The sequence below is a fragment of the Streptomyces lacaronensis genome (assembly GCF_047337785.1).
GTDB classification, from domain to species: Bacteria; Actinomycetota; Actinomycetes; order Streptomycetales; family Streptomycetaceae; genus Streptomyces; species Streptomyces lycopersici.
In genome coordinates, this window is sequence record NZ_JBLHDK010000003.1 from 398,169 (window position 1) to 420,129 (window position 21,961).

Sequence of the window (21,961 nt, forward strand, 5' to 3'; positions counted from 1 at the left end):
GTGAAGAGTTGAAGGTCACCTGGCCTCACGAAGGTCCGTTGGGCCGGGTCACACCCGGACGCCGGGGCGGAACTGCTGACGGAGGCCGTCCGCGTACTCTCGGCCCGTACGTCGCACACCCTTGGGCGGCAGGTCGTGCGGTGTCATAGGCGCTCTGTTGACCGCTGACCGAGCTATGGCCTTCCACGCGGCGATCGCCGGCTCGATCAGGACCCACTGCTCGTCCGATAAGTCACTCGGATACGGCTTCCGTTCACTCACCCGGCCAGCCCTCCAGACCACAGACCCCCGGCGGGAAGGTGGATCACCGAGCGGACCATGTCCTGGCCTGTCTCGGGCTGGCAGTCACCCTCTGCTGCCACAAACGACTGCTCAAGCTGACCATGTAGGACACGGTCTTGCTTGCCTGCACCACCGAACCCTGGAACCACAATGTTTCGGGACCGTGCAAAGGATTGCTTGACCGGCCAAGAGAAAATTCCTATCGTCAACTGCATTACTTGCGACCGACGGCCGTTAACCCCCACATATGAGCGTAGAAAGACGGTGCGCCGTGGCGACCACTCGTCCAGCAGGCATCGCAGGCGATCGAGATCGGACAGCCCCTCCTCCTGCCTCTCACGGTCTCGCAGAAGGGTCCCCGCCGCATCAGTGGGCCACCCCGGGCACGTACACGGCACACATCGACCCCCAGATGCGCATCCTCGCTGTGGAAGCGGGGATCTCCCACCAGCTCGGCCGGACCTCGGCCTCCTCCGGCGAGTTGACAGCCGTCACGGCGCAGGACAGCGGCTGACGGCTGGTCGACATCGTTGTCCAGGTGCGCCCGGACGACGAGGCCACCAAGGACCGGGCCGACGGGACCCGGCTGTCCCACAGAGCCTGCCAACGGGGAAAGATCGACGCACTCGTCCTCGCCGATGGCCGCGGCGTGTGCTGCCGGAGTTCATCAAGTAATTCTCAGGACCGGGACCACATTCTCAGTGACTCTCCTGGTTCAGGGGCGCACCTCACCACCGCGCTCCCGGCGAAAACGGAGTAAGAATTCGGCATGCCCCCACCACCTCGATCGCTTGCCGATCAGGCGCGCCGGCCACGTGACGTCCCGTCGGCTTGACTGAAACCGCGCCACGCCAAATCCCCCGCACGCTCCCACTCTTTTCCGCCATCGAGCCGTCCGCCGTCCGCCGTCAGGCGGACACGCGTCCTTGTATCCCGGGACGGCCCTTACCCATGCCCGTCCTCACCCACAAAGGTAGGTGCTATGTCCGCTTCCCCGACGGCTAGCTGCGACATGTGCGGCCGGCCGGTGCGCCCGCACGGGCAGTCAAGTACCTCGCCGCCGCGGGCCCGCTACTGCTCCAACGCCTGCCGGCAACGCTCCTACCGCATGCGGCAGAAGTCCGGCGGCATGGACACCGCGCTGGTCGAGACACCGTTGACACAGATGAGCAGCTTCATCGGACGCACGGACGAACTCATCGACCTGGCCCGTATTCTGCGTGAGTCGCGGCTGCTGACACTGACCGGCCCAGCGGGCGTCGGCAAGACGCGGCTGGCCCTGGAACTGGCCGGCCAGGAGGCCCGCGGCCGACGCCACGAGGTGGCGGTGGTGAAGCTGGGTCAACTCACCGAACCGGAGGAGATACGGCAGCGCATCCTCACCACGGTCGACGCGATGCCCGACAATGCGGATGGGGCGGAGAAGGACCGGCTGCTCCTCCTCGACGACTGCGAACACGTCCTCGACACCTGCGGCACACTGCTGACCGATCTGCTGCCGCGCCACCCCCGACTGCGGATCCTGGTCACCAGCCGCGAACCCCTGCGACTCCCAGGCGAATCGGTCTTCCCGGTGATCGAACTGGCGCTGCCGGACCTGGACTCCGGCACCGTGCTCGCCGCCTGCCTCCGCTCCGACGCGGTCACCCTGTTCATGGACCGGGCTCGCGCCGTCGCTCCCGACTTCCAGCTCACCGAGGCCAACGCGGCGGACGTGGGCGAGATCTGTGTACGGCTGGACGGGGTGCCGCTGCCCATCGAGATGGCGGCCCGGCTGATGCGCGTGTTCCCGCCTGCCGAGGTCCGGGACCGGATGGACGACAGGCTCGCGCTGCTGACGAACGGATGGCGGCTCGCCGACGGCCGGCACCGGAGCCTGCGCGCCTCCCTGGAATGGGGCTACGACCTGCTGAGCTCGGCGGAACGCGCGCTGGTGCGCAGGCTGTCGGTGCTCCCGGGCGGTTTCGGGCCGGATGCGGCCGCCGCGCTCGCGGCCGACATCCCCGAGGCGGTGTCGGCGATGCCCGAGATCCTCATCGGTCTGGAGGCGAAGTCCGTCATCACACCAGTCCCCGGCGCGGACGGCCCGGCCCGCTTCCGGCTCCTGGAGTCCATGCGACACTTCGGGCACGAGATGTTAGTCGCCCAGGGCGAGGACACAGCGGCATACGAGCGGCTGACCGCCTGGCTGACCACGGCGTCCCTGCCACTGCGCGAGGAGGCCGTCGCACCGGCCGGGACACTGAGCATGCTGGAAAAGGAACACGCCAACCTCACACACGCCCTGCGCAGACTCGGCTCGGGTGACGACGAACGCCAATTGCTGCTGGCCGTGGCGCTGGCAGCGGCGGAGGTCGCCGGCGGGCGGCACACCGGTGCCGCAGAACACGTGGCGCACGCCCTGGACCGCACCGCGCCGACCTCCGTCTACCGTGGCGTCGCACTGGAGGCGGCGGCCGCGCTGGCGCGCCGGGACGGCGAAGACGCCGCCGCGGCCCGGCGGGCCGACGAGGCGGTGGCACTGGAGCGCGAACGCGGCGGAGGCACAGCCCGGCTGGGCCGCCTGCTCCTGCTGCGCGGCACGATCCGGCAGCTGGCGGACGAGCGGGAGGCGTCCCGAGCCGACTTGGCGGGGGCCCTGAAGATCGGCCTACGGCTGGGCCACAACATGCTGACCGCGCTCTGTCTGGGCGAAATCGCCCGGCAGCAGATGGAGAACGGCGAACTCGGCGGCGCTGAGCAGACGATCCGCCGTGTCCTGCCCACGCTGCGCCGCCACGCGGCACCCTTCCGACTGCGCTCGGTGCTGGTCACGGCCGGTGCGCTGGCTCTGGAGAAGGACGACCTGACATTGGCGGAGGCACACTTCACCGAGGTGCTTTGTGTACGCCCGGCCCATCGGAGCGACACTGCCGCGGCGATCGAGGGGCTGGCTCTGGTCGCCACCCGGGCCCGCCGGTTCGACCGGGGGCTGCGGCTGCTGGGCGCGGCGGAGCGAATCCGCGACAACGCCGGGCGGGACACCGAGTGGTGGCGTCGGCGCGTTCACGAGGCGCGGGAGACCGCGCTCCGGGCCATGCCGCCCGCCCGCGCCGAAGCCTGGCTCGATTCGGGCCATGGTCTGCCGGAACATCAGGCGGTCGCGCTCGCGCTCGGCGACGACGGGCCCGGAACACACCACAAGCGCCCCGCCCACCCGTTGAGCAGACGGGAACGGGACGTGGCCGAGCTGGTCGTGGAAGGCCTCACCAACCGTCAGATCGCGGCACGGATGCATGTGTCGGTACGGACCGTCGAAACCCATATCCGGCACATCCGCACCACCCTGGGGCTGCGGTCCCGGGCGCACATCGCGGCGTGGGTGGCGCAGCGGCAGCCGAAGCCCCTGGCCCGCCTCACCACCCCACCCGCGGAGCAGCGGATGCCTCAGGTACGCAGCGTGGTCCATGGTGCCCGCGTCATGGGCGGGCCCAGCCCCCGACAGCTCAACGACACCTGATGCCGGGGCCGACGCCCAGGGCCGCCGCCCTCACTCGGCCGTGGTCTCCACCGGAAGCAGCACCACCGCGGCCGCCGACGCCGGCTCCACCTCCCGCTCCGTGTCGACCGACCGCGATGACGTGGCCGAGCCTGACACGGGTGATCCGGCGTCCGCTCATGAGCCGCTCCACCCGCTTGAGGTTGACGGCGGCCCAGTCGCCACGGTTCAGCGTGCGTCCGCGGAACACCGCAAGCGCCCCTCGGAGCCGGGTGAACCAGAGTGATCTCGGTGTGACGAGGCACAGGTCGACGGACTCGGTCAGCGGTGTGTCGGTGCCCCACAAGACGACAGCGAACGGCCGCTCTCCAGCGGGGCCGGCACGTCCAGGCGGCCGGGCAGCCGGGTCCGGTCGGGCTCGGTCCACATGTCCGCAACGGTTCCTTCCGTCACCAGCCCACGAGAGCCGTTTCGATGGTCGATCCCGGTCCCATGGTCATCAGCACCCCGATGTCGCCGGGGAGAGCCGCCTTCTCGTCGCGCAGCCGCTCGTAGGAGAACAGGAACGAGCCGCTGGAGAGGTTGCCGTGGTCCCGCAGGACTCCGATGGTGTGCCGCACGTCGTGCCGGGACAGGCCGAGGTTCACCCGGACCGAGTCGATGACCTTCTTGCCGCCGGAGTGCACCACCCAGTGGGTGACGTCGCTCGTGTGTATCCCGGTGCCGGCCAGAAGGCGCTCTACGGCGGTTTCGGCGTTGGCCCCGACGACGTAGGGAACGTCGGGGTCGAGGTAGAAGCTGAACTTGCCGTGCGCGTCATCCCAGTCGTAGCGCATGGCGTCGACGGCTTCAGGGATGATGTGGCTGGTGAACCGCAGCAGCGCGGGCGTCGGCGGCTGCTCCCCGGAAGTCCGTCCCGGGGCGCGGACGGCAACGGCCGCCGCCCCGTCACCGAACAGACTGTTGACCACGGACGAGCGCAGGGTCCCGTCGAAGACATACGCGGCGGAGCACACCTCGACGCACACCATCACCGCCAGTTCGCCGGGGTGGCCGGCGGCCCAGGCGGACACGGAGTTCAGGGCGTTGAGTCCGGCGTTGCAGCCCATGCCGACCACGTCCAGGCGCTGGCAGGACCGCTCGACGCCCAAGTCCTTGATGAGCAGCGCGGAGAAGCCCGGTGTGAGAAGTCCGGTGGAGGTGACACAGCACAGGTAGCGCACGTCGGCAAGGGAGGCGCCCCCGTCCTTCAGACAGCGCTCGACGGCCTCGCGCCCCATGCGCAGCCCGCTCGCCGTGTGTTTGCGCAGCAGGTCGCCCTGTGTCTCGGTGGTGGGCTTCCCGTCGGGGCCGAGCGGCGGCAGGCTGAGGTTGCGCCGCTCGATCGCTCCGTTGAGGAAGATCGAGCGGATACGGGGGTCGGTGATGCCGAAGGTATCGAGGAGTTCCTGCTGCGTGTAGGAGTCCGGCGGCACCGCGGCACCTACGCCGACGATGCCGGGCGCCTCTCGGATCGCTCGCATGATTCCCTCTCGTATCGCCGTATCACGGGCAGTCGCCGTCGGCCGGATTACGCCGACAAATCAGAACACTTCCGCGTCCGCCCCGGCCCGGTATCAATACTGGAGCAGGGCGAGGCCAAACGGCACCAGTGGTAGCCACAGTTACGCGTCCGCGCGCCGATCGGTATTCCCGCCGGGTTTCCGGGAGCCGCTGTCGCCTTTCCCATGGGGATGGAAGGTACGGGCCGCCCGCAATTCGAATTGGGATCCGCCCGTTCATGATCGAACGCTACGGGGCAAGGTCGCGAAGCTCACCACGCGCGTCGACATGGAGCCGGGAGACTCATTGCGGCAGATCGAGTGGATGGCCGAGCCCGTGGGGTTGGAGGTCGTGCGGGTGGGCATCGCCGATGTCCACGGGAGCGGCCTTGTGCGTGGCGATCGCGCGTCGCGGCCCATCTCACCGGCCCGAGAAATCGAGGCTCGCCCGGCCGCGCGCCCTCTGTTGGTGCCGTCCGTGTGGCGTTCACCCATCGCCCGGGAGACCATGACGGCCGAGAACATCAGCGGTCGCCTTTGTCAGGACTGGCCGACGGCCGGACCCTTATACCGATGTGATGCAGCGGTCGAAAAGGTCCACCAACTGTCGCGCGCACCGTTCCAGATCGACGTCACCATCGCGGAGATGGTGATGACGGACGACGTTGTCGATGGCGCCGCGGATAGCGAGGGCCATCAGACGGGAGTCGGACGTGTGGAACTCGCCCGCTTTGCATCCCTGCTCCAGCAGGTTGACCAGACACTCGATGGACAGAGCGCTGCGGGCGATGTCGTCCAGGCCGTCGACCTGGCGCGTCTGAGCCATGGCGACGATCTCCGCCAGTGCCTGGGCGTACAGCGGCCGACGAATGACAATGGTCACCTGAGAGGCGATATAGGCGCCGAGCTTCCCCCGGTATGTCATCTCAGCGGCGATACTGGCCTCTATGGCCGTTCCGGCCTCCGTCAGGATGGTTTGGCCGACCTCCCGAAAGAGTTCGGGCTTCCCCGAGAAATAGTAGGAGATCATTCCGGTACTACTGAGCCTGGCCCGTCGGCATATCGCACTGAATGAGGCTTTTGAATAACCAATTTCGGCCAGTGTCTCGATAGTTGCCTGGACTATCTGCGCTCTGCGTGCGTCCTGGGTGAATGTTCGAGCGCTCAGCTGGGCGGCCCTGGTCATCATGATGCGAAAGTAGCAGCTCCGGCTTCAGGATATACGACTCCTGCCCCTGACAGGTGATGTCCGCCTGGCCACGGCCCGCGGCGCGGATCGGAGCTCCTGCTGGAAGCAGCCGGGCGACGCGCCCCTCGCCCGCGCCCCGTCACGCCGCCTTCGGCGGCAGACATCAGTCGACGCTCAGCCGCCCATCGCCTCGATCAGGCTCTTGGGCCGCATATCCGTCCAGTTCTCCTCGATATGGGCCAGGCACGCTTCGCGGGTGTCCTTGTCATGGTCGACCGTCCACCCCTCGGGTACATCCGCGAAGGCCGGCCACAACGAGTACTGTCCCTCGTGGTTGACCAGCACCAGAAATTCCGCGTCGGAATCGTCGAAGGGATTCACGCCAGTCTCCGCCTCTCATACCGCTACCGTCCTGACAGTGGACGACCCACCGGGACGCCTCCATGTTTATGCGTCACGGCGGGATCGGCATCAGCGAGAGCCACCGTTACGGACGTTGGCGGTCGCCCGGCGCGGGCCGAGGTCACGGGTGTAGTCGTCGATGGCGGCCTTGGACGCTTTCCTCCCCTGAACCAAGACCGGGTGTAGCCCGTCCGTACCGACCAGCGAGACGCTTGACCGTGCTGCTGCGACTCCTCTACGTCACCCTGTCGACCGTGTTCACGTTCGTACGGCTCGTGCCGATGAGCGATCGCAAGAAGGACCTGGAGATTCTGGCGCTGCGCCACCAAGTCGCCGTACTGCAGCTTACGGTAGACCGTCCGCAGTTGACCTGGCCCGCCTGCGCCGCCGCCGCCACGCGAAGGCCTCCCGTCCCAAACGCCGCGGCCGACCACGTACCGTCCGGCCGCCCGCACCCGAACGGGAACACACAACCTGGGGGCCGTCTTACGGACGCCGTCCCGACGCATCCGCCGTGCCCACCGGCTCTCCATCCACGATCGACGAACTCCAGCCCGACGGGCGCAGCCTGTCACCGCGCTGTCACGCCGAAGAGACCTCGATTTGTTCCCTCCTGGCAGCACCCGAGGTGGTGTCCCCGGTGGGCGAGTTGTTCACACGTCAATCCCTCAGCCGAGTGAACCCGCCCCGCTCGAACGACCCAGAAGACCGGCGAGCCCCACCACAGCAGGCGAACCGCCGCTGCATGGAACTTTTGTTCGCCAGATACCCGTAACGGTGCCCCGTCCGGCGCCGTTATTAGAGCACCAGTACCTCAGACGCGCCCTTCCGGAGGACACCGTGGCCCCCAGTCCTGTTCCAGCGCCTGCCCTTGTCTTAATCGAACAACATCGTTCCGGCAGGCTGACTGCCGCACTGATGCGGCGCCGTGTTGACGCTGTCACAATGGCTACCGCCCCACGGGCCCGCACTGAGTGGTCTGTGCTTCCGCTCTCCCCGCTGCGGCGGCGCGGCCACCGGCTTCCTTCGACGGAGCGGTGGTGGAGCGTGTCTGCCGGTGCCCAGGTTCTGGTCATCGGCCCGCCCGCCGAAGTGCTCGGGCAGGAGCAGTGGGCATGAAGCCGTGGAGGAAGCCGGGAGAGACGGCGAGCGGGATTTCGGACGCGGAGCAGGAGCTGTACGGAGGCCGGCTGCGCTGGGATCAGTCCTTCGCGCATCATCAGGACGCGCTGACTCGCAAGGGGTTCGGGAAGATGGCCAGGTCGAGCGGGCCATCTCCGCCCGGTATGACCAGGCCGTCACCCAGGTGGAGGTCGAGGCGACCGAGCGGCCGGAGGTCCAACGGGTCTTGGAGGCGGGGAAGTTCGGCACCGACTCGGCACGCAACATGCTCAGACTGTCGGTGGGCGTGGAAAACGTGTTGATCAGTCTGGTGGCGGCCATCGTGCTTGCCTCGCCGCACTGGACTTTGCTTCCGATGCTGCTGGCGATCGCCCTGCCCAAAGGGTGGGGCGCGGTGCGCTCGGCGCGCCGCGATGACACCTCGCGGCTGAACTGGGTCGATCACCGGCGCGCTGTGGCCTCGTTACTGGCGTACCTGACCAGGCCGCACGCCGCTGGTGAGATCCGCGTACACGCGGCGGGCAAGCGGACAGCGTTCGCAGCAGCTGACGTCGCCAGCGCGCTCGCCTACGTCCCCGGCACGGCGACCCGCTCGTGACCGCGCGCAGCCGGCACACCGTCGAACGCCTCCTGCAGGAGGGCTGTCTGTGAGCAACGCGCCTCACCTGCTGATCGCTGACGTGGTCCAGGTCCTGCTCCGTGCGAACGGCGCCGCCCTGTGCGTGCGCCGCAAGCCGGACGCGGCCCTCGCCCCGGGACAACTCACCGTCGTGGGCGGCCATCTGGAAGCCGGGGAACCGCTCGATCGCGCCGCACGGCGCGAAGCGAAAGAAGAGACAGGGGTCCACATCAACACTGATCAGCAGGAATTCTGCGGCCTCAGCCACCACCACGAACCCGGCGACGGCATGGACCGGATCACCGCCGTGTTCATCGCCCAGTCCTGGGCGGGCGAGCCGCACAACGCCGAGCCGGACAAGCACGAGGAGCTGTTCTGAGTGCCGATGGAGAAACCCCCGCCGGACTGCCACCCTTACACCGCCGCCATCTTCCACATGCTCACCCACGGCCCGTCATACCGGGGGCTGAACTGGCCTACCCCGGGAGGCGCCCGGTGAAGAGGTTCTTCGGACGGGTGAGAATGGCCGAGCCCCGGGTCTCCGACGCCGAACAAGAGCTGTTCGGCGGACCGCTGCGCTACGACATGGGCTGGTCCCACCACGAGCACGCCGGCCTCGACCTGACCATGATGTCGGCACTGCGATCCATGCCCGCGCTCGTCGGCGCCACCCTGCGCATGGCGTGGCAGGCCGACCGGCGCGCGCTGCTGGCCGTGGCGGTCAGTGAGATCGGCCAGGGCATCGCAGCGGCCATCGGTCTGCTCGCCATCAACGCCGTCATGCACGCGCTGCTCGCCGGAACCGGCAGCGCCGACCAGCGGCTGCACGCGCTGTTACCCGGTCTGCTGGCCGCCGCCGCCATCGGTGTCATCAACTCCGCCCTCTCCGCCTGGTCCACCTCCCGCGCGGGGCGCCTGGAGCCGAAGGTCGAGCGGATCGCCACCACCCAGTACCTGGCCGCCGCCGCCGACGCCGAGCTGGAAGCCATCGACGACCCTGACTTCCGTCGGCTCGTCGACATCGCCCAGCACGGCCCCGGCTCCGCCCGCCGCATGATCGGCGCCTGCGTCGCCGCCCTCAACGGCCTGATCTCCCTGATCACCACCGCCGGCGTTCTCGCCGTTCTGCACCCCCTCCTGCTGCCCATGCTGATCCTCATCGCCGCCCCGCGCGGCTGGGGTGCCATGCGCGTGGCCCAGGAGCGGTACGTGTCGGTGATGACCTGGATCGAGCACGTGCGAGCCAGCCGCCTCATCGGCAATCTGCTCACCGAGCGCACCGCCGCCCAGGAGGTCCGCCTCCATGCCGTCGGCGCCTTCCTTCTCAGCCGCTACGAGCGCATGGCCGAGAGCGCCGAAGCCGAACAGGAACGCCTCGCCTCCAGCAAAGCCCTGACCGAATGGGTCGCCTCCGCGCTGTCCGGGCTGGCGATGGCCGCAACCTACGGGGCCATGTTCTGGCTGATCATCGCCGGGCACATGAGCCTCGCCGTCGCCGGGACCGCCGTGATCGCGGTGCGGACCGGCTCGGCGAGCCTGGGCGCGCTGGTGATGAACATCAACCAGCTGCACGAGGAATCCCTCTACGTCCGCGACCACGGCCGGTTCCTCACCCAAGCCGCGCAGCGCACCATTCCCGCGGGCGGCGACCCGGTGCCTGATCGGGTCAAGGAGATCGTCCTGGACCAGGTCACCTACCGCTACCCCGACCGTGACACGGCGGCCCTGGAGCAGGTGTCGCTGACCCTGCCGATGGGGTCGGTCACCGCAGTGGTGGGTGAGAACGGCTCCGGCAAGAGCACCCTCATGAAGGTCTTGTCGGGCATGCTGCTGCCCCAGGCCGGCGCCCTGCGCTGGGGCGAGGCGGACGTCACCGGTCTCGACCGTTCGCAGGTCTTCGAGCGCGTCTCCCTGCTCACCCAGGATTTCCAGCGCTGGCCGGTGACCGCCGCGATGAACATCCGCCTTGGCCGCCCTGCCCACGCCGCGACCTCGCAGGACCTGCAGCCATCGGTCGACTACGCGGGTGCCGCCCCGGTCATCGCCAAACTCCCCGACGGTCTTCGGAGCTTGCTGGCCCGCATGTTCCGCGGCGCCATCGAACTCTCCGGCGGCGAGTGGCAGAAAGTGGGGCTGGCCCGCACCCATTGGCGTAGCGCGACCTCGCAGGCGGACAGCGTCCTCATCGTGGACGAGCCCACCTCCGCGCTCGATCCCGAGGCCGAGATCGAAGCCTTCGACCGCATCCGCCGCCTCGCCGCCCCGAACCGGGCCGTCGTCCTGGTCACCCACCGCATGTCCGGCGTACGCCACGCCGACCACATCTACGTCCTCAACGCGGGACACCTCGTCGAACACGGCACGCACGACGAACTCATCGCCAAACGCGGCCGGTACGCCGCCATGTCCCACGCGCAGGCCGCCCAGTACGCCCCCACCACAGCCAGCATCCCGAACCCCGCCGCACCCACCGTCGCGGATCCCGCATGACCCGCTCGAGCGAAAGGCCCGCCGTGGCGACACCCCCGTCACCGACCCCGACGAAGCCAGCGCCCTGCGCCACCAGCTGGCCGACCAGCGACCACGTCCGCGCCTGGAACGCGAACCGGCGCACCGTCCCCGACACCGGCGTCCACCCCGACGGCGAGAACGGGGTCCTGAACCCGCCGCCCAAGCACTGGCCCGGCGCCGCGATCGTCCGCGGTGCCTCCCTCGCGCGGCTGGCCACCGAGCGTATCTCCGACAGAGACGACGGCAACACCCTGTACGAGTTCGTCGTCCACGGCTACGGTCCGCACGGCCACCTGGCCGCGAAAGAGATGGCCGAACAGGTCCAGCACTGGCAGCAGTGCCTTCGCCCCGTTGACCTGGCACCTTCCCGCCGGCCATCGCGAAGACATGGAATCCGCCGTCACTTGCATGGTCCGGGATCTTCTACGTCCCCATGGGCTGGTCCCGACGGGGTCCGCATCCTGACGACCGGCTTGGCGGCACTCTCAGCGGCTCCGCTGCCTGCCGTCGCCAGAACCGCTACCGAGAAGGGCGGACCTTCGCAGATGAGCACCACGCAGGACGAAGAGAACCGCGGCTCCGCCGAAGGGCGCCGCACACCGTCGAGCACGCACGACAAGGAGGACGCCGTCATCCGGTTTCGAGCGCGTCCAGTAGCCAGTCGCGCCGTACGCACTGCTCCAGCGCGAAGGAGTCGGCCAGGGCCAGGAGGTCGTCGTCGCCCAGGCCCCGGAACAGTTCTGCGTATTCCAGGACCAGAGGCTGGCCCAACAGGACATGCCGCAGGAGGACGTCCAGCCACTGACGGGCCCCGAACGGCTGGGGAGAGAAGCGGGGGAACTCGTCGGCAATGAGTTGTTCGAGCGGCTTGGCAAGCTCGCGGATCTCGCCTTCCGGGGAGCCCCAGGCCTCCGCTCCCAGTCGGTGCTTCTTCGCCATGAACGCGGCGAAGTGCCGGTGGTAGGCGCTGTTCGGCGCGATGTGGACGAGTCCTTGCAGACCGACGTCCTTGTAGGTCCAGATGGACCAGCTCGCCTCGTGTCGGCGGTAGATCTCCAGCTGGTCGGCGAGCAGTTGTGCGCACTGCTCGTCCCGCGCCGGGTCACCGGTGTAGACGGGGCCGAACTCGCCGATCCAGATCGGGGTGCCGGTTTCGCGCATGTAGGCGGTGCGGCGCAGGAAGGCTTCCTCGACCTGTTCCTTGCCGGTCCAGACGCCGTCCGTGTGACCGGGGTAGCCGCCGCTGCGGGCGAAGCCGGCGCGTGCGTAGTCATGGCAGGTGTAGACGGCGTTCTCGATGGGGTCGCCGAAGATGCCGAAGTCCGTGGAGTAGTGGTTTCCGTCGAGGAAGAGGATATGGCGGGGGTCTATCGACCGGATCGCTGCCGCGAGACGGTCGTAGAAGGCGGGCAGTACCCGCCCGGAGTCGTCGGCGGGCTCGTTGATCGGGTTGTAGCCGGCCACCCACGGGTTGTCCTTGTAGCGGTCCGCGATGACCTCCCACACGCGCACCACCCGGTCCTGGAAGTGCGGGTGGGTCCAGAAGAACGCCAGGTGCGTGGGGTTGTCGGAGTGCCACTGGTGGTTCTGGCCACCGGGCAGGGAGTGCAGGTCGATGACGGTGTAGATGCCGTGCCGTCCGCACAGTTCCACCACGCGGTCGAGCTGGGCGAAGCCCTCCTCGCGGATCTCGAACGGGCGGGCGTCGTCCTCGAGGTGGCGGTAGTTCACCGGCAGCCGCAGGCAGTTGACGCCCTTGGAGGCGAGCAGCGCCGCGTCTGCCTCGTCGAAGAAGGCCGTCAGGAGCCGGTCGAAGAAGAGGCGGTAGCGGCGCTCGCCGAGCACTTCCCGCACAGCGGAGCGCATCGCGGCCTCGTTGCCCGGAAAGCCGGTGATGAAGTTCTCCATGTTCATCCAGCCCCCGAGACCGGCGCCCCGCAGCCGGACGGGGGTGCCGTCCTGGGTCTCCAGCCGGGTACCGGAGACCCTCAGCAGCGGGTTCGGGGAAGGGCGAGGGGAACGGACGGAGGACGAGGAAGGTGAGGTGACCAAGACGGGCGGATCCTTCGTGATGCGGTGACGGACGGGGTTCGGTGGTGCCGTGCCATCTGGTTGAGGCGGGCTCACGACGGGGCGGGCTCAGGAGGGGGCGGACTTGTCGTCGGCGCCGACGAAGACCCGTACGTCCCAGGGACCCAGGCGCAGGGTCGTACCGGCCGGTGCGGCGGTGTCGTCCAGTACGTCGGACAGCGCCAACGGCGCCGTGACATGCGCCGGGTCCCAGCTCCAGTTGTGGACGACGTGGACACGGCGTCCGTCCGGCGAGGTCGCGGTGGCGGCCGTGACCGACGGCGGCAGGTCCCGCCAACCGCTGCGCGGGGCGGGCGCCAGCCAGTCCGCCAGCGCCCGCGCGAGGCCGCGGCCGGGAACCGTGCCGACGCAGGTGACGCGGCCCGCACCGTGGCGGCGGGTGGTGACGGCCGGCCAGCGGCCGAAATGCGGGTGGTCGTACGTGGCGAGTACCTCGGCGTCCAGGGCGGTGAGTCCGTCCACCCAGCGGGTGGCCGTGGCCTGTTCCGGCAGCCGCAGCGGGCCGCCGGGCGCAGCGCGCAGCGGGATGTCGGCCGCCAGGTTGCTGAATTCCTCGTAGCCGGCCCCGGCCGCGTCGACGAGCCGCCCCGGCGCCGGTTCCCGGCGCACCCGGGCCTCGTGGTCGGCGTAGCCGGTCCGGGGTCCGAGCACCAGGTGGCCGCCCGCGTGTGCGTAGGCCGCGCACCAGTCCAGTGTGGTGTCGGCGGCCAGGTACAGCGCCGGGACGACGAGGACGGGATGGCGGCGTGCCGCCTCCCCGGGACTCGGGCCGGGGCGTTCGCCGCTCGGGTCGTGCAGCTGGCGGGCGTGCACGATCCGGACCTGGCGCCCCGCCTCGAAGGCGCCGCGGTAGAAGGGGTCGAAGATCCCGTGGTAGGCGTTCGCGTCGGGCCCTCCGTCGGGGCCGGCCAGCGGCGGGTACTTCTGCATCAGCCACTTGCTCGGCGTCGAGTAGACCATGGTGAGGTCCGCGTCCGGTTCCAGACCGGCGACCAGGGGCCCGACGGCCTCGAACTCGGCTCCCAGGCGGGCCAGTTCGTCGTAAGTGCGGCCGGGCCTGCCGCTGTGCGGGAGGATGCCACCCACATAGGTCTCGGTACCGAAGTGCAGGGTGTGCCAGTGCCAGTACTCGACCATCCGCGCCCCGCGCGCGACCAGCGCCCAGGCCGCCTGGCGCCACTGGCCGTCGTAGGCGGGGCGGTTGTCCCAGGGCGGGCCGATGGTGCCGGCGTTGGTCTCGGTGACCAGGAACGGGGCCTGGCGGGAGGAGTACATCCAGTCCCCGAGCTGGGTGACGGACCAGGCGCGCTCGGTGGCGAGCAGGGCGTCCTGCATGCCGTAGTAGGGGTTGCCCGCTGCGACGTCCAGGACTGCGTTGAGCTCGTGGTCCTCCACCCCCGGGCGGGGATACGACAGGCAGGTGGTGACGAACTGTGCGGCGTCGGCGAACTCGCGGACGATGTCGGCCTGCCAGGCGACGAAGTCGATGGTCAGAGTGGCCTGGAACGCCCGCCAGGCCACGTCGTACTGCGGCTGCCTGTTGCCGTCCGGCCTCCACAGGTCGGCCCACGTGGTCAGTCGGTGCGACCAGTAGACCAGGCCCCACTCGCGGTTGAGGGTTTCCACGTCGCCGTACTTCTGGCGGAGGTGGTCGGTGAAGCGCTGGAAGACACCGTGGTTGTGGAGGAGTTCCAGGCCGGGCTCGTTGTCCACCTGGAAGCCGATGACCGCCGGATGCCGGGCGTAGCGGGCGAGAATGCGGCGGATGACGCGTTCGGCGTGGAAGAGGAAGGCGGGGTGGGTGTAGTCGACCTCCTGGCGCGCGCCCCAGGGGATGCGCTCTCCGGTGCGCCGCTCACCCGCGATCTCCGGGTACTGGCGTGCCAGCCACGGCGGAACCGCGTAGGTCGGGGTGCCCAGGATGACGGAGATACCGCGTTCGTGGGCGCCGTCGAGGACCGGCTGGAGCCAGTCCAGGTCGAAGACATCGTTCTCCGGCTCCCAGGTCGACCAGACCGACTCGCCGACCCGGATGACGCTGAAGTGCGCCTCGGTCATCAGGTCGAGGTCGTTCTTGAGCTGCTCCTCGGCCGGTTCGGTGCCGTAGGGCGGCCGGTACTCGTGGTAGTACGCGGCGCCGAAGAGAACGCGGGCGGGCAGGTCCGCCATGAAGTGGGCCTCCTGAAGGCAGAGTTGGTGCACGGGAGCGGCGGGGAAGATCCGCCGCTCCCCGGATCAGCTGCCGTTGGCCGGCTGGCTGTAGGTGGTCCCGTCGATGGTCGTGGTGAGCGTGCCAACCGCCTGGAAGTCGTTCCTGAGCATCGCGGACGGGCCGAGCGTGAAGCCTTCTGGGCCGGTGCGCTTGGTGCCCGTGTGCCGGCCGGACAGCTTCAGGTCCTCGGTCCACGTGACGCAGGCGAGGGCCGTGGCGGTGCCGGGCGTGCAGCCGAGCGCGGTATTGGAGACGCGCTCAACCTTTTCGGTGCCGTCGATGATGTTCGTTCCGTCGTCGCTGTAATCGCGGTAGTCGACGGCGATGCTGAGCGTCTGGGTGCCGGCGCTGTCGTTGGTGATCTGGACGGTCGCGGAGCCCTGGACCTTTCCGCGCAGGGTGTACGTACCGGTCGGCACCGGCTTCGGCTGCTGCGGAGGTGTGTTCGGGTCGTAGGGCCGGCCCCAGGTCTTGTCGGAGACCGGCGCGGGAGTCACGGGCGCGCTGGGCTCGAAGTCCGGGAAGCGGGCGATCATCACCCGGCTGTTGCGGCCTCCGGGTTCCGTCGAGTCGGCGCAGCGGTGCGGTGTCGGGTTGGCGCCGCAGGCCAGGTTCTCGGTGTAGACGACGGCCGTGCTGTCGGCGAGCCACACCGGGTCGGCGGCGGCGTTCCAGTTCGGGTCGGACCCGGCGTTGATCTGGAAGCCGCGACCGGTCGCGGGGTCGACGAGCCAGGGCGAGAAGTAGCGGCGGTTGCCTGCGTTGCGGATTCCGGAGACGTACGGGGCGGTGCCCGCCTGCGCGGTGAGCGGTGGGATGCCCGGCATGCCGGAGATGAAGTTGAGGCGTCCCGAGCCGTTGACCTCTTCGGCGAGCAGCCACTTGCCGTTGGGCGACATGGCCATCGGGTCGGTGTAGTGCGCCTGCCGGGTCAGCGGCTCGGAGCTGCCGGTCGCCAGGTCGGTGGCCCAGGCGTCCATGTTGTCGGAGTTCAGGCTCTGGATGCCGAGGGTCGCCCGTCCGTCGGCGGTCCAGCCGCGCGGCTCGCCGATCATTCCGGCCTGGTTGAAGCGCAGTTGGTTACCGTTCTCGACGACCATGGGCTGGTAGGCCGAGGACGGGTTCTGCAGCACCGAGACATTGGTGAGGTGGTAGCGCCCCTTCTCCTGGTCGTAGGCGATTCGGCCGACGTATGGCGCGATGGTGAGGACCCTGAAGTCGACGACATTGAACACCAGGTGCTCGCCGTCCGGGCTCAGCCGCCACTCGCGGCCGTTGTTGACCCCGTGCTCGTCACGCTCGAAGAGCGGCTTGTCGTTCCAGTAGATGGGGGTGATGCGGGTGTTGGCCGGAGTGCAGCGCGGGTCGGTGACGGTGTACTCGGCTCCGTCAGCGCCGCACTCCAGGATGCCGTTGCTGACCAGGACGTGCTTGCGGTCGGGCAGCTCGTTCGCCGGTGGGTAGACGAGCTGGCTGGTGTCGATCGCGGAGCCGAAGGAGACCCCGCAGGTGATGCACTTCCACGCCTCGCCGTTCGGGAAGGTGGTGCCGTCGGTGCGGACCACCAGGACCTGATTGCCGCTGTAGACGCTCGCCGGGCCGGAGGCCGGTGCCCCGGCGTAGGTGATTCCCAGGAACGTGTACTTCGGGTCCCTGGCGGGGCCGGGTGTTCCGATGCCGCTCCAGTCGGCCGAGACACAGCCGGTGGGATGGGTGCACACGCCGTCCTGCGGGACGGTCGGCGGCACCGGCAGTTCCTTGATGTCGACCCGCGGTCGGGTCGTGCTCGACGCGTCCGCGGCGGCGTCCGCGTCCACGGCCATGGACGTCTGGGGGCCGGACAGGGCCGCGGCGAGCACCAGTACGGCGGCCGCGGTGCCTCTCGCGAGGGTGGAACGCACACTCCGAACTCTCATGATCGCTGCAGCTCCCTCTCTGGTCGTCGCGTGGTCACTTGAGCGCTCCCGCCGAGAGCCCGCTGATGATGTGGCGCTGTGCGATCGCGTAGAAGATGACGATCGGCAGGACCGCGATGATCGAGGCGGCGAGCAGGATCTGCTGTTGAGGGGACTCCGCCGAGACGAAGTTGGTGAGTCCGCGCTGTACGGGCATGAGTGAGCTGTCGTTGAACAGCACCAGGCCCATGAGGTACTCGTTCCAGACCCCCATGGCCTGGATGACGGCCACCGCGACCAGGCCCGGCTTGGCCAGCGGGAGGATGATGCGCCAGAAGGTGCCGAGCAGGGAGGCGCCGTCGATGGCGGCGGCCTCCTCCAGTTCCTTGGGCTGGCTGGCGAAGAACCCGCGCATGATCAGGATGGAGATCGGCAGTCCACCGGCGATGAGGACGAGGATGTAGCCGATGCGGGTGTTGGCGAGCCCGAGCGTGATCAGCAGCTTGTACTGGGCGATGAACGACGCCGGCAGCGGGATGATCATGATGACGAGGATGGCGCCCACGATGGCGCCTCGTCCGGGGAACTCGATGCGCGCCAGGGCGTACCCGGCCAGGCTCGCGATGATCAGGATCCCGAGGACCGCGGCCGCGGTGTACAGGAGGCTGTTGGGCAGGTACTGGCTGAAGCCTCCCTCGTTCCAGGCGGTGGTGAAGTTGCCCCATTCGAAGGGGTGGGGAATGGGGTCGGTTCCCTTGTACAGCTGCTCGGCGCTCTGCAGGGATCCGCTCAGCACCCACAGGATCGGCACCAGCGCTTCCAGCGCTCCGGCGATCAGCAGGGCGTACAGGGCTACGCGTGGTCCGCGCAGACGGTTTCGACGGCCTCGTGGACTGCCCTGTGCCGGTGTCGGCGCCGTCTTTGGCTTCGGTGCCGGGTCGAGAAGCGTGTTCACCGTCACCTTCCGTTCTCCGTCCGGGGGTTGGCGCTTCCGCCGAGCCTTCGGGAGACCCACAGCTGGACACAGGCGAGGGCCACCAGGCACGCCCCGAAGATGACCGACATCGCGGCCGCGCGACCGTACTCGTTGAACTGGAAGGCCTGTTGGTAGATGTGCAGGGTGGGGACCGAGGTGTGGCCGGCGGGGCCGCCGTTGGTCAGCACCTGGACGGTGCCGAAGATCTGCAGGCCGCTCAGCAGGGTCAGCACGCTGACGATGCCGGTGACATGGGACATCCCGGGCCAGGTGATATAGCGGAACTGTGCCCAGCCGCGCGCCCCGTCCAGCGACGCGGCCTCGTACAGCTCGTTGGGGACGTCCTGGCGGCCGGCGAGGAAGAGGATGAAACCGAATCCCCAGTGGTACCAGACGAACACGGCGGCAACGGCGATCACGGCTGTCTTGGGGTCACCCAGCCAGTTGTGCGTCAGGCCGTCCAGACCGAGCGTCTTCAGCGCCTGATTGACGATCCCGATCTTCGGGTCGAGGAACCACGAGAACATGACGCCCACCACCACCGTGGAGAACACCCCGGGCAGGTAGTAGACGGTGCGGAAGAACGCTGATCCGCGGCGGGCGCGGTGCACGGCCAGCGCCATGACCATCGACACCGCGTTGGCGACGACCAGACCGACGGCGCCGAAGACGACGGCGTTCTTCATCGAGCCCCAGAACTCGGTGTCGTCCATCACCCAGCGGTAGTTGTCGAGCCCCACGAACGGCGTGTCCGGGCTGACCCCGTCCCAGGACTGGAAGCTCAGCAGAATGCCCTGAACGAAGGGAATCACCGTGAACACGGCGATCATCGCCAGGGCCGGCGCCAGGAAGACGCCGGCGGCCAGCATCCGATTGCGGCGCCTCACTACGCCCTCCGCTGCGCCGCGTCGAGGTCACCGAGGACCTCGTCGACCGAGCGTTCCTTGAGCACGATGGCCTCAGCGCCCTTCTGCAGGGCGGTGACGACCTGCAATTTCATCTGATTGGCAACGAGCTGGACGTCGGAGATCTTCGCGGCGATACCGGTGAGCTGCTGCGGAATGTTCTCCGCGGGCACGGACCGCGCGGAGGGGATGAGCGGAACCTCCTTGACGAAGACCGTCTGCTGGTCCGGATCGGTCAGCCACCGCACGAACTTCAGCGCCTTGCCCGCGTTCCTGCTCCTGGGGTTGACCGCGGCCCCCTTCGCGGCACCGCCCACCATGCGCGGTGTCCGGGTGCCGTCATCGGCCTTGGGGACCGGAAAGGAGCGGAAGTCCGTGAAGTCCGGGGCAGTCGCGCGAGCCACACCGACGGCCGAGGTGCCGTCGAAGACGGCCGCGACGCCCTGGTTGTTGAAGAAGGCCTTCTCGACGGTCGGGTTGTCGCTGTTGCCGGACGGAAGTGAGCCTGTGGAGATCACACCGGCATCCCGCAGGTCGACCAGGAGCTGGAAGCTCTTGCGCCAGCCCTCGCTCTTCCAGCTGGACTTGCCGGTGAAGGTGGCGTTCAGCTCCTCGTCGGTGAAGTAGTTGGAGGCGTACGACTGGACCAGCTGGTTCGACAGGCTGGCCGCGAACCAGAAGGGGTCCTTCCCAGCCTTCTTGATCTTCCGCAGCTGATCGATGAACTCGCTCATGGTGGCGGGCGGCTGGTCCGGGTCCAGCCCGGCGGCCTTGAACATCGAGGCGTTGACGAAGATCCCCATGGCTGGGCTCTCCCAGTGGGCGCTGTAGATGCCCGGCTTCACGCCCTGCGAGTTGTCCGCCTCGAACGTCGACGCCTTGATCGTGGCGAGCCGGAAGGTGTCGCCCCAGCTGCCCTTCATCCGGTCGGTCAGGTCCATGGCCCAACCCGCCTTGTTGTAGGGCGCCATGGAGAAGGAGTCCATCGCCGAGTAGATGTCGGGCATGTCGCGGGCCTGGGAGCTCGACTGGAGCTTGGTCAGAAAGTCGGCCGGTCCGACGTTGTCGATCTTGATCTTCACGCCGGTCTGCTGCGTGTACTTCCGCGCCAGCTGTCCGAGCGCCGCCGCCTGTCCGCGGGACTGGTTCATGAACACGATCTCGGAGCTGCTTCCCGTACTGCCCCCGCCCGACCCGCAGGCGGCCAGCGTGGTGGCGGCCAGTCCGCCGCCGACGGCGCCGAGGAAACCGCGCCGGGACGGGAATGTGGCGGCGGTCGGCGAAGCCGCCTCCGCGGTGTGGTCTCGCCTCATCGCGAGTCCTCCTCCATGGGTCGGTGACGATGACGTCGGGGCACCGGGCGTCCGTCGGAAAGCAGGCCGAGGCAGCGCGCGAAGGGTGGCCGCAACTCGGCGACAGTGCTGTGCGGGCTATCGAAAATTAATGACCTATTTGATCGAAACTCATTTCCCCTGAGTTCCGTTGACGCTGAACGCTAGGTATGACGGTGACCTTCGTCAACCCTCCCGACTGCCCCTGTTTTCGCATTTTCTCTCCGCGACGCGAGCCGATAGGACTCCGAAAAATATTTCGGTGCTACTGTGCTGACTGCACGGAACGCTACGTCCGACACGGTCGTCAAAGGGGCAGCCATGGCATCCACTTCGAGCCGCGTGACACTGGCGCAGATCGCCGAGTCCGCCGGCGTCTCGGTGGCCACCGTCTCCAAGGTCATCAATGGGCGCCCCGACGTGGCGCAGCAGACGCGCGACCTGGTGCTGGATCTGATGCGCCAGTACAACTACGGCGGGAACCGGGACGATCTGCGCGCGTACCCCACGGTGGAACTGTTCTTCGGGTTCGCCCGGTTGAGCATCTACCACACGGAGATCATCCAGAGTGTGGTGGACGCGGGGGCCCGCGAGGGCATCGGCGTGGTGGTCGGCAGACGCGGCGACCACGACCCTGCGGCCGACCCCGCCGCATGGGCCCGCGGCCTGGCCGCCGCCGGCCGGCGCGCGGTCATCGCGGTCACGGCGAACACTCTGTCGGCCCCGATCCTCGAAGCCCTGAACCGGGTCCGGCTGCCGGTGGTGCTGCTCGACCCGGAGTCGTTGCCCGATGGCTCTATCGTCAGCGTCGGTGCGACCAACTTCGCCGGCGGCCACGCCGCCGCCACGCATCTGCTCTCCCTCGGCCACCGCCGTATCGCCTACCTCGGCGGCACGGAGCACGCCTGGTCCAACCAGGCCCGGCTACACGGGTTCCGCAGCGCGATGGAAGCGGCCGGCGCGCCGGTGCTGGGCGAATTGATCCGCCATGCCGGCACGTTCCACGCCGCCGAGGGCATCGAGCACGGCGGGCGACTGCTGGCCGTGGACCCCGCGCCCACCGCGGTGTTCGCCGCCTCCGACGAACTGGCCGCCGGGGTCATCGAAGCCGCTCGGCGGCGCGGCCTGCGCGTACCGGACGACCTCAGCGTCGTCGGCTTCGACAACACCCCGCTGGCTCAGGTGATCTCACCCCCGCTGACCACCATCCACGGTCCCGTGCCTGAGATGGGGACCGTGGCTCTGCGCACCGCCCTTCGCCTTGCCGCCTCAGAGGAGATCGACTCCCACCATGTCGAGCTGGCCACCAGGCTGATTGTCCGCGACTCGACCAGACCCCTCCCCTCCGTGACCGACCGCGACGCCCCCGGGCCGGCCCCGGGTGGCGCCACCTCCTGAATCAATCGG

General features: G+C 68.8%; 14 protein-coding genes and 1 pseudogene. 5 read left to right on the forward strand and 10 right to left on the reverse strand.

Annotated elements, in window-relative coordinates; translation table 11 throughout:
- Nucleotides 1-180 precede the first annotated feature (180 nt).
- A pseudogene (locus ACMTAK_RS02745) lies at nucleotides 181-261 on the reverse strand (transposase); the annotation flags it as partial.
- A 1,129-nt stretch (nucleotides 262-1,390) separates the two neighbouring features.
- On the opposite strand from ACMTAK_RS02745, the gene ACMTAK_RS02750 reads away from it, so the two are divergent.
- On the forward strand, nucleotides 1,391-3,781 hold the full coding sequence (locus tag ACMTAK_RS02750; protein ID WP_413804643.1) for an ATP-binding protein: 2,391 nt from the start codon (nucleotides 1,391-1,393) through the stop codon (nucleotides 3,779-3,781).
- A gap of 428 nt (nucleotides 3,782-4,209) precedes the next feature.
- On the opposite strand, the gene dpgA is transcribed toward ACMTAK_RS02750, so the two are convergent.
- From dpgA to ACMTAK_RS02765, 3 genes are all read right to left on the reverse strand, one after another.
- Complete coding sequence (gene dpgA / locus ACMTAK_RS02755) at nucleotides 4,210-5,283, reverse strand: 3,5-dihydroxyphenylacetyl-CoA synthase DpgA (protein ID WP_413804644.1); 1,074 nt, start codon at nucleotides 5,281-5,283, stop codon at nucleotides 4,210-4,212.
- A 583-nt stretch (nucleotides 5,284-5,866) separates the two neighbouring features.
- Nucleotides 5,867-6,490, reverse strand: a complete 624-nt coding sequence (locus tag ACMTAK_RS02760; RefSeq protein WP_413804645.1) for a TetR/AcrR family transcriptional regulator — start codon at nucleotides 6,488-6,490, stop codon at nucleotides 5,867-5,869.
- A gap of 174 nt (nucleotides 6,491-6,664) precedes the next feature.
- Entirely contained in the window at nucleotides 6,665-6,871 is a 207-nt protein-coding gene (locus ACMTAK_RS02765) for an MbtH family protein (RefSeq protein WP_413804646.1), read from the reverse strand.
- A 1,327-nt stretch (nucleotides 6,872-8,198) separates the two neighbouring features.
- Here ACMTAK_RS02765 and ACMTAK_RS02770 point away from each other — a divergent pair.
- From ACMTAK_RS02770 to ACMTAK_RS02780, 3 genes are all read left to right on the forward strand, one after another.
- Nucleotides 8,199-8,612: a hypothetical protein gene (locus ACMTAK_RS02770; protein WP_413804647.1), complete on the forward strand. Its 414-nt coding sequence runs from the start codon at nucleotides 8,199-8,201 to the stop codon at nucleotides 8,610-8,612.
- A gap of 49 nt (nucleotides 8,613-8,661) precedes the next feature.
- Complete coding sequence (locus tag ACMTAK_RS02775; RefSeq protein WP_413804648.1) at nucleotides 8,662-9,012, forward strand: NUDIX domain-containing protein; 351 nt, start codon at nucleotides 8,662-8,664, stop codon at nucleotides 9,010-9,012.
- 143 nt (nucleotides 9,013-9,155) lie between these two features.
- On the forward strand, nucleotides 9,156-11,123 hold the full coding sequence (locus ACMTAK_RS02780; protein WP_413812780.1) for an ATP-binding cassette domain-containing protein: 1,968 nt from the start codon (nucleotides 9,156-9,158) through the stop codon (nucleotides 11,121-11,123).
- A 651-nt stretch (nucleotides 11,124-11,774) separates the two neighbouring features.
- Here the strand turns inward: ACMTAK_RS02780 and ACMTAK_RS02785 are convergent.
- The 6 genes from ACMTAK_RS02785 to ACMTAK_RS02810 all read right to left on the reverse strand — a co-directional run bounded on the left by ACMTAK_RS02785 (nucleotide 11,775) and on the right by ACMTAK_RS02810 (nucleotide 20,536).
- Nucleotides 11,775-13,196, reverse strand: a complete 1,422-nt coding sequence (locus tag ACMTAK_RS02785; protein ID WP_413804649.1) for a glycoside hydrolase family 5 protein — start codon at nucleotides 13,194-13,196, stop codon at nucleotides 11,775-11,777.
- A gap of 87 nt (nucleotides 13,197-13,283) precedes the next feature.
- The gene (locus ACMTAK_RS02790; protein WP_413804650.1) at nucleotides 13,284-15,404 is read right to left on the reverse strand and encodes a beta-galactosidase; all 2,121 of its coding nucleotides are present in this window, start codon (nucleotides 15,402-15,404) and stop codon (nucleotides 13,284-13,286) included.
- A gap of 66 nt (nucleotides 15,405-15,470) precedes the next feature.
- Entirely contained in the window at nucleotides 15,471-17,348 is a 1,878-nt protein-coding gene (locus ACMTAK_RS02795) for a TolB-like translocation protein (RefSeq protein ID WP_413804651.1), read from the reverse strand.
- A gap of 49 nt (nucleotides 17,349-17,397) precedes the next feature.
- A complete protein-coding gene (locus tag ACMTAK_RS02800; RefSeq protein ID WP_413804652.1) occupies nucleotides 17,398-18,303 on the reverse strand; it encodes a carbohydrate ABC transporter permease in 906 nt (301 codons plus the stop codon).
- A complete protein-coding gene (locus ACMTAK_RS02805; RefSeq protein ID WP_413804653.1) occupies nucleotides 18,300-19,205 on the reverse strand; it encodes a carbohydrate ABC transporter permease in 906 nt (301 codons plus the stop codon). Before ACMTAK_RS02805 ends, ACMTAK_RS02800 begins: the two co-directional genes overlap by 4 nt.
- Complete coding sequence (locus ACMTAK_RS02810; protein WP_413804654.1) at nucleotides 19,205-20,536, reverse strand: ABC transporter substrate-binding protein; 1,332 nt, start codon at nucleotides 20,534-20,536, stop codon at nucleotides 19,205-19,207. Before ACMTAK_RS02810 ends, ACMTAK_RS02805 begins: the two co-directional genes overlap by 1 nt.
- Before the next feature lie 339 nt (nucleotides 20,537-20,875).
- Between ACMTAK_RS02810 and ACMTAK_RS02815 the strand changes: the two genes are divergently transcribed.
- Complete coding sequence (locus tag ACMTAK_RS02815; RefSeq protein WP_413804655.1) at nucleotides 20,876-21,952, forward strand: LacI family DNA-binding transcriptional regulator; 1,077 nt, start codon at nucleotides 20,876-20,878, stop codon at nucleotides 21,950-21,952.
- Nucleotides 21,953-21,961: the final 9 nt, after the last annotated feature.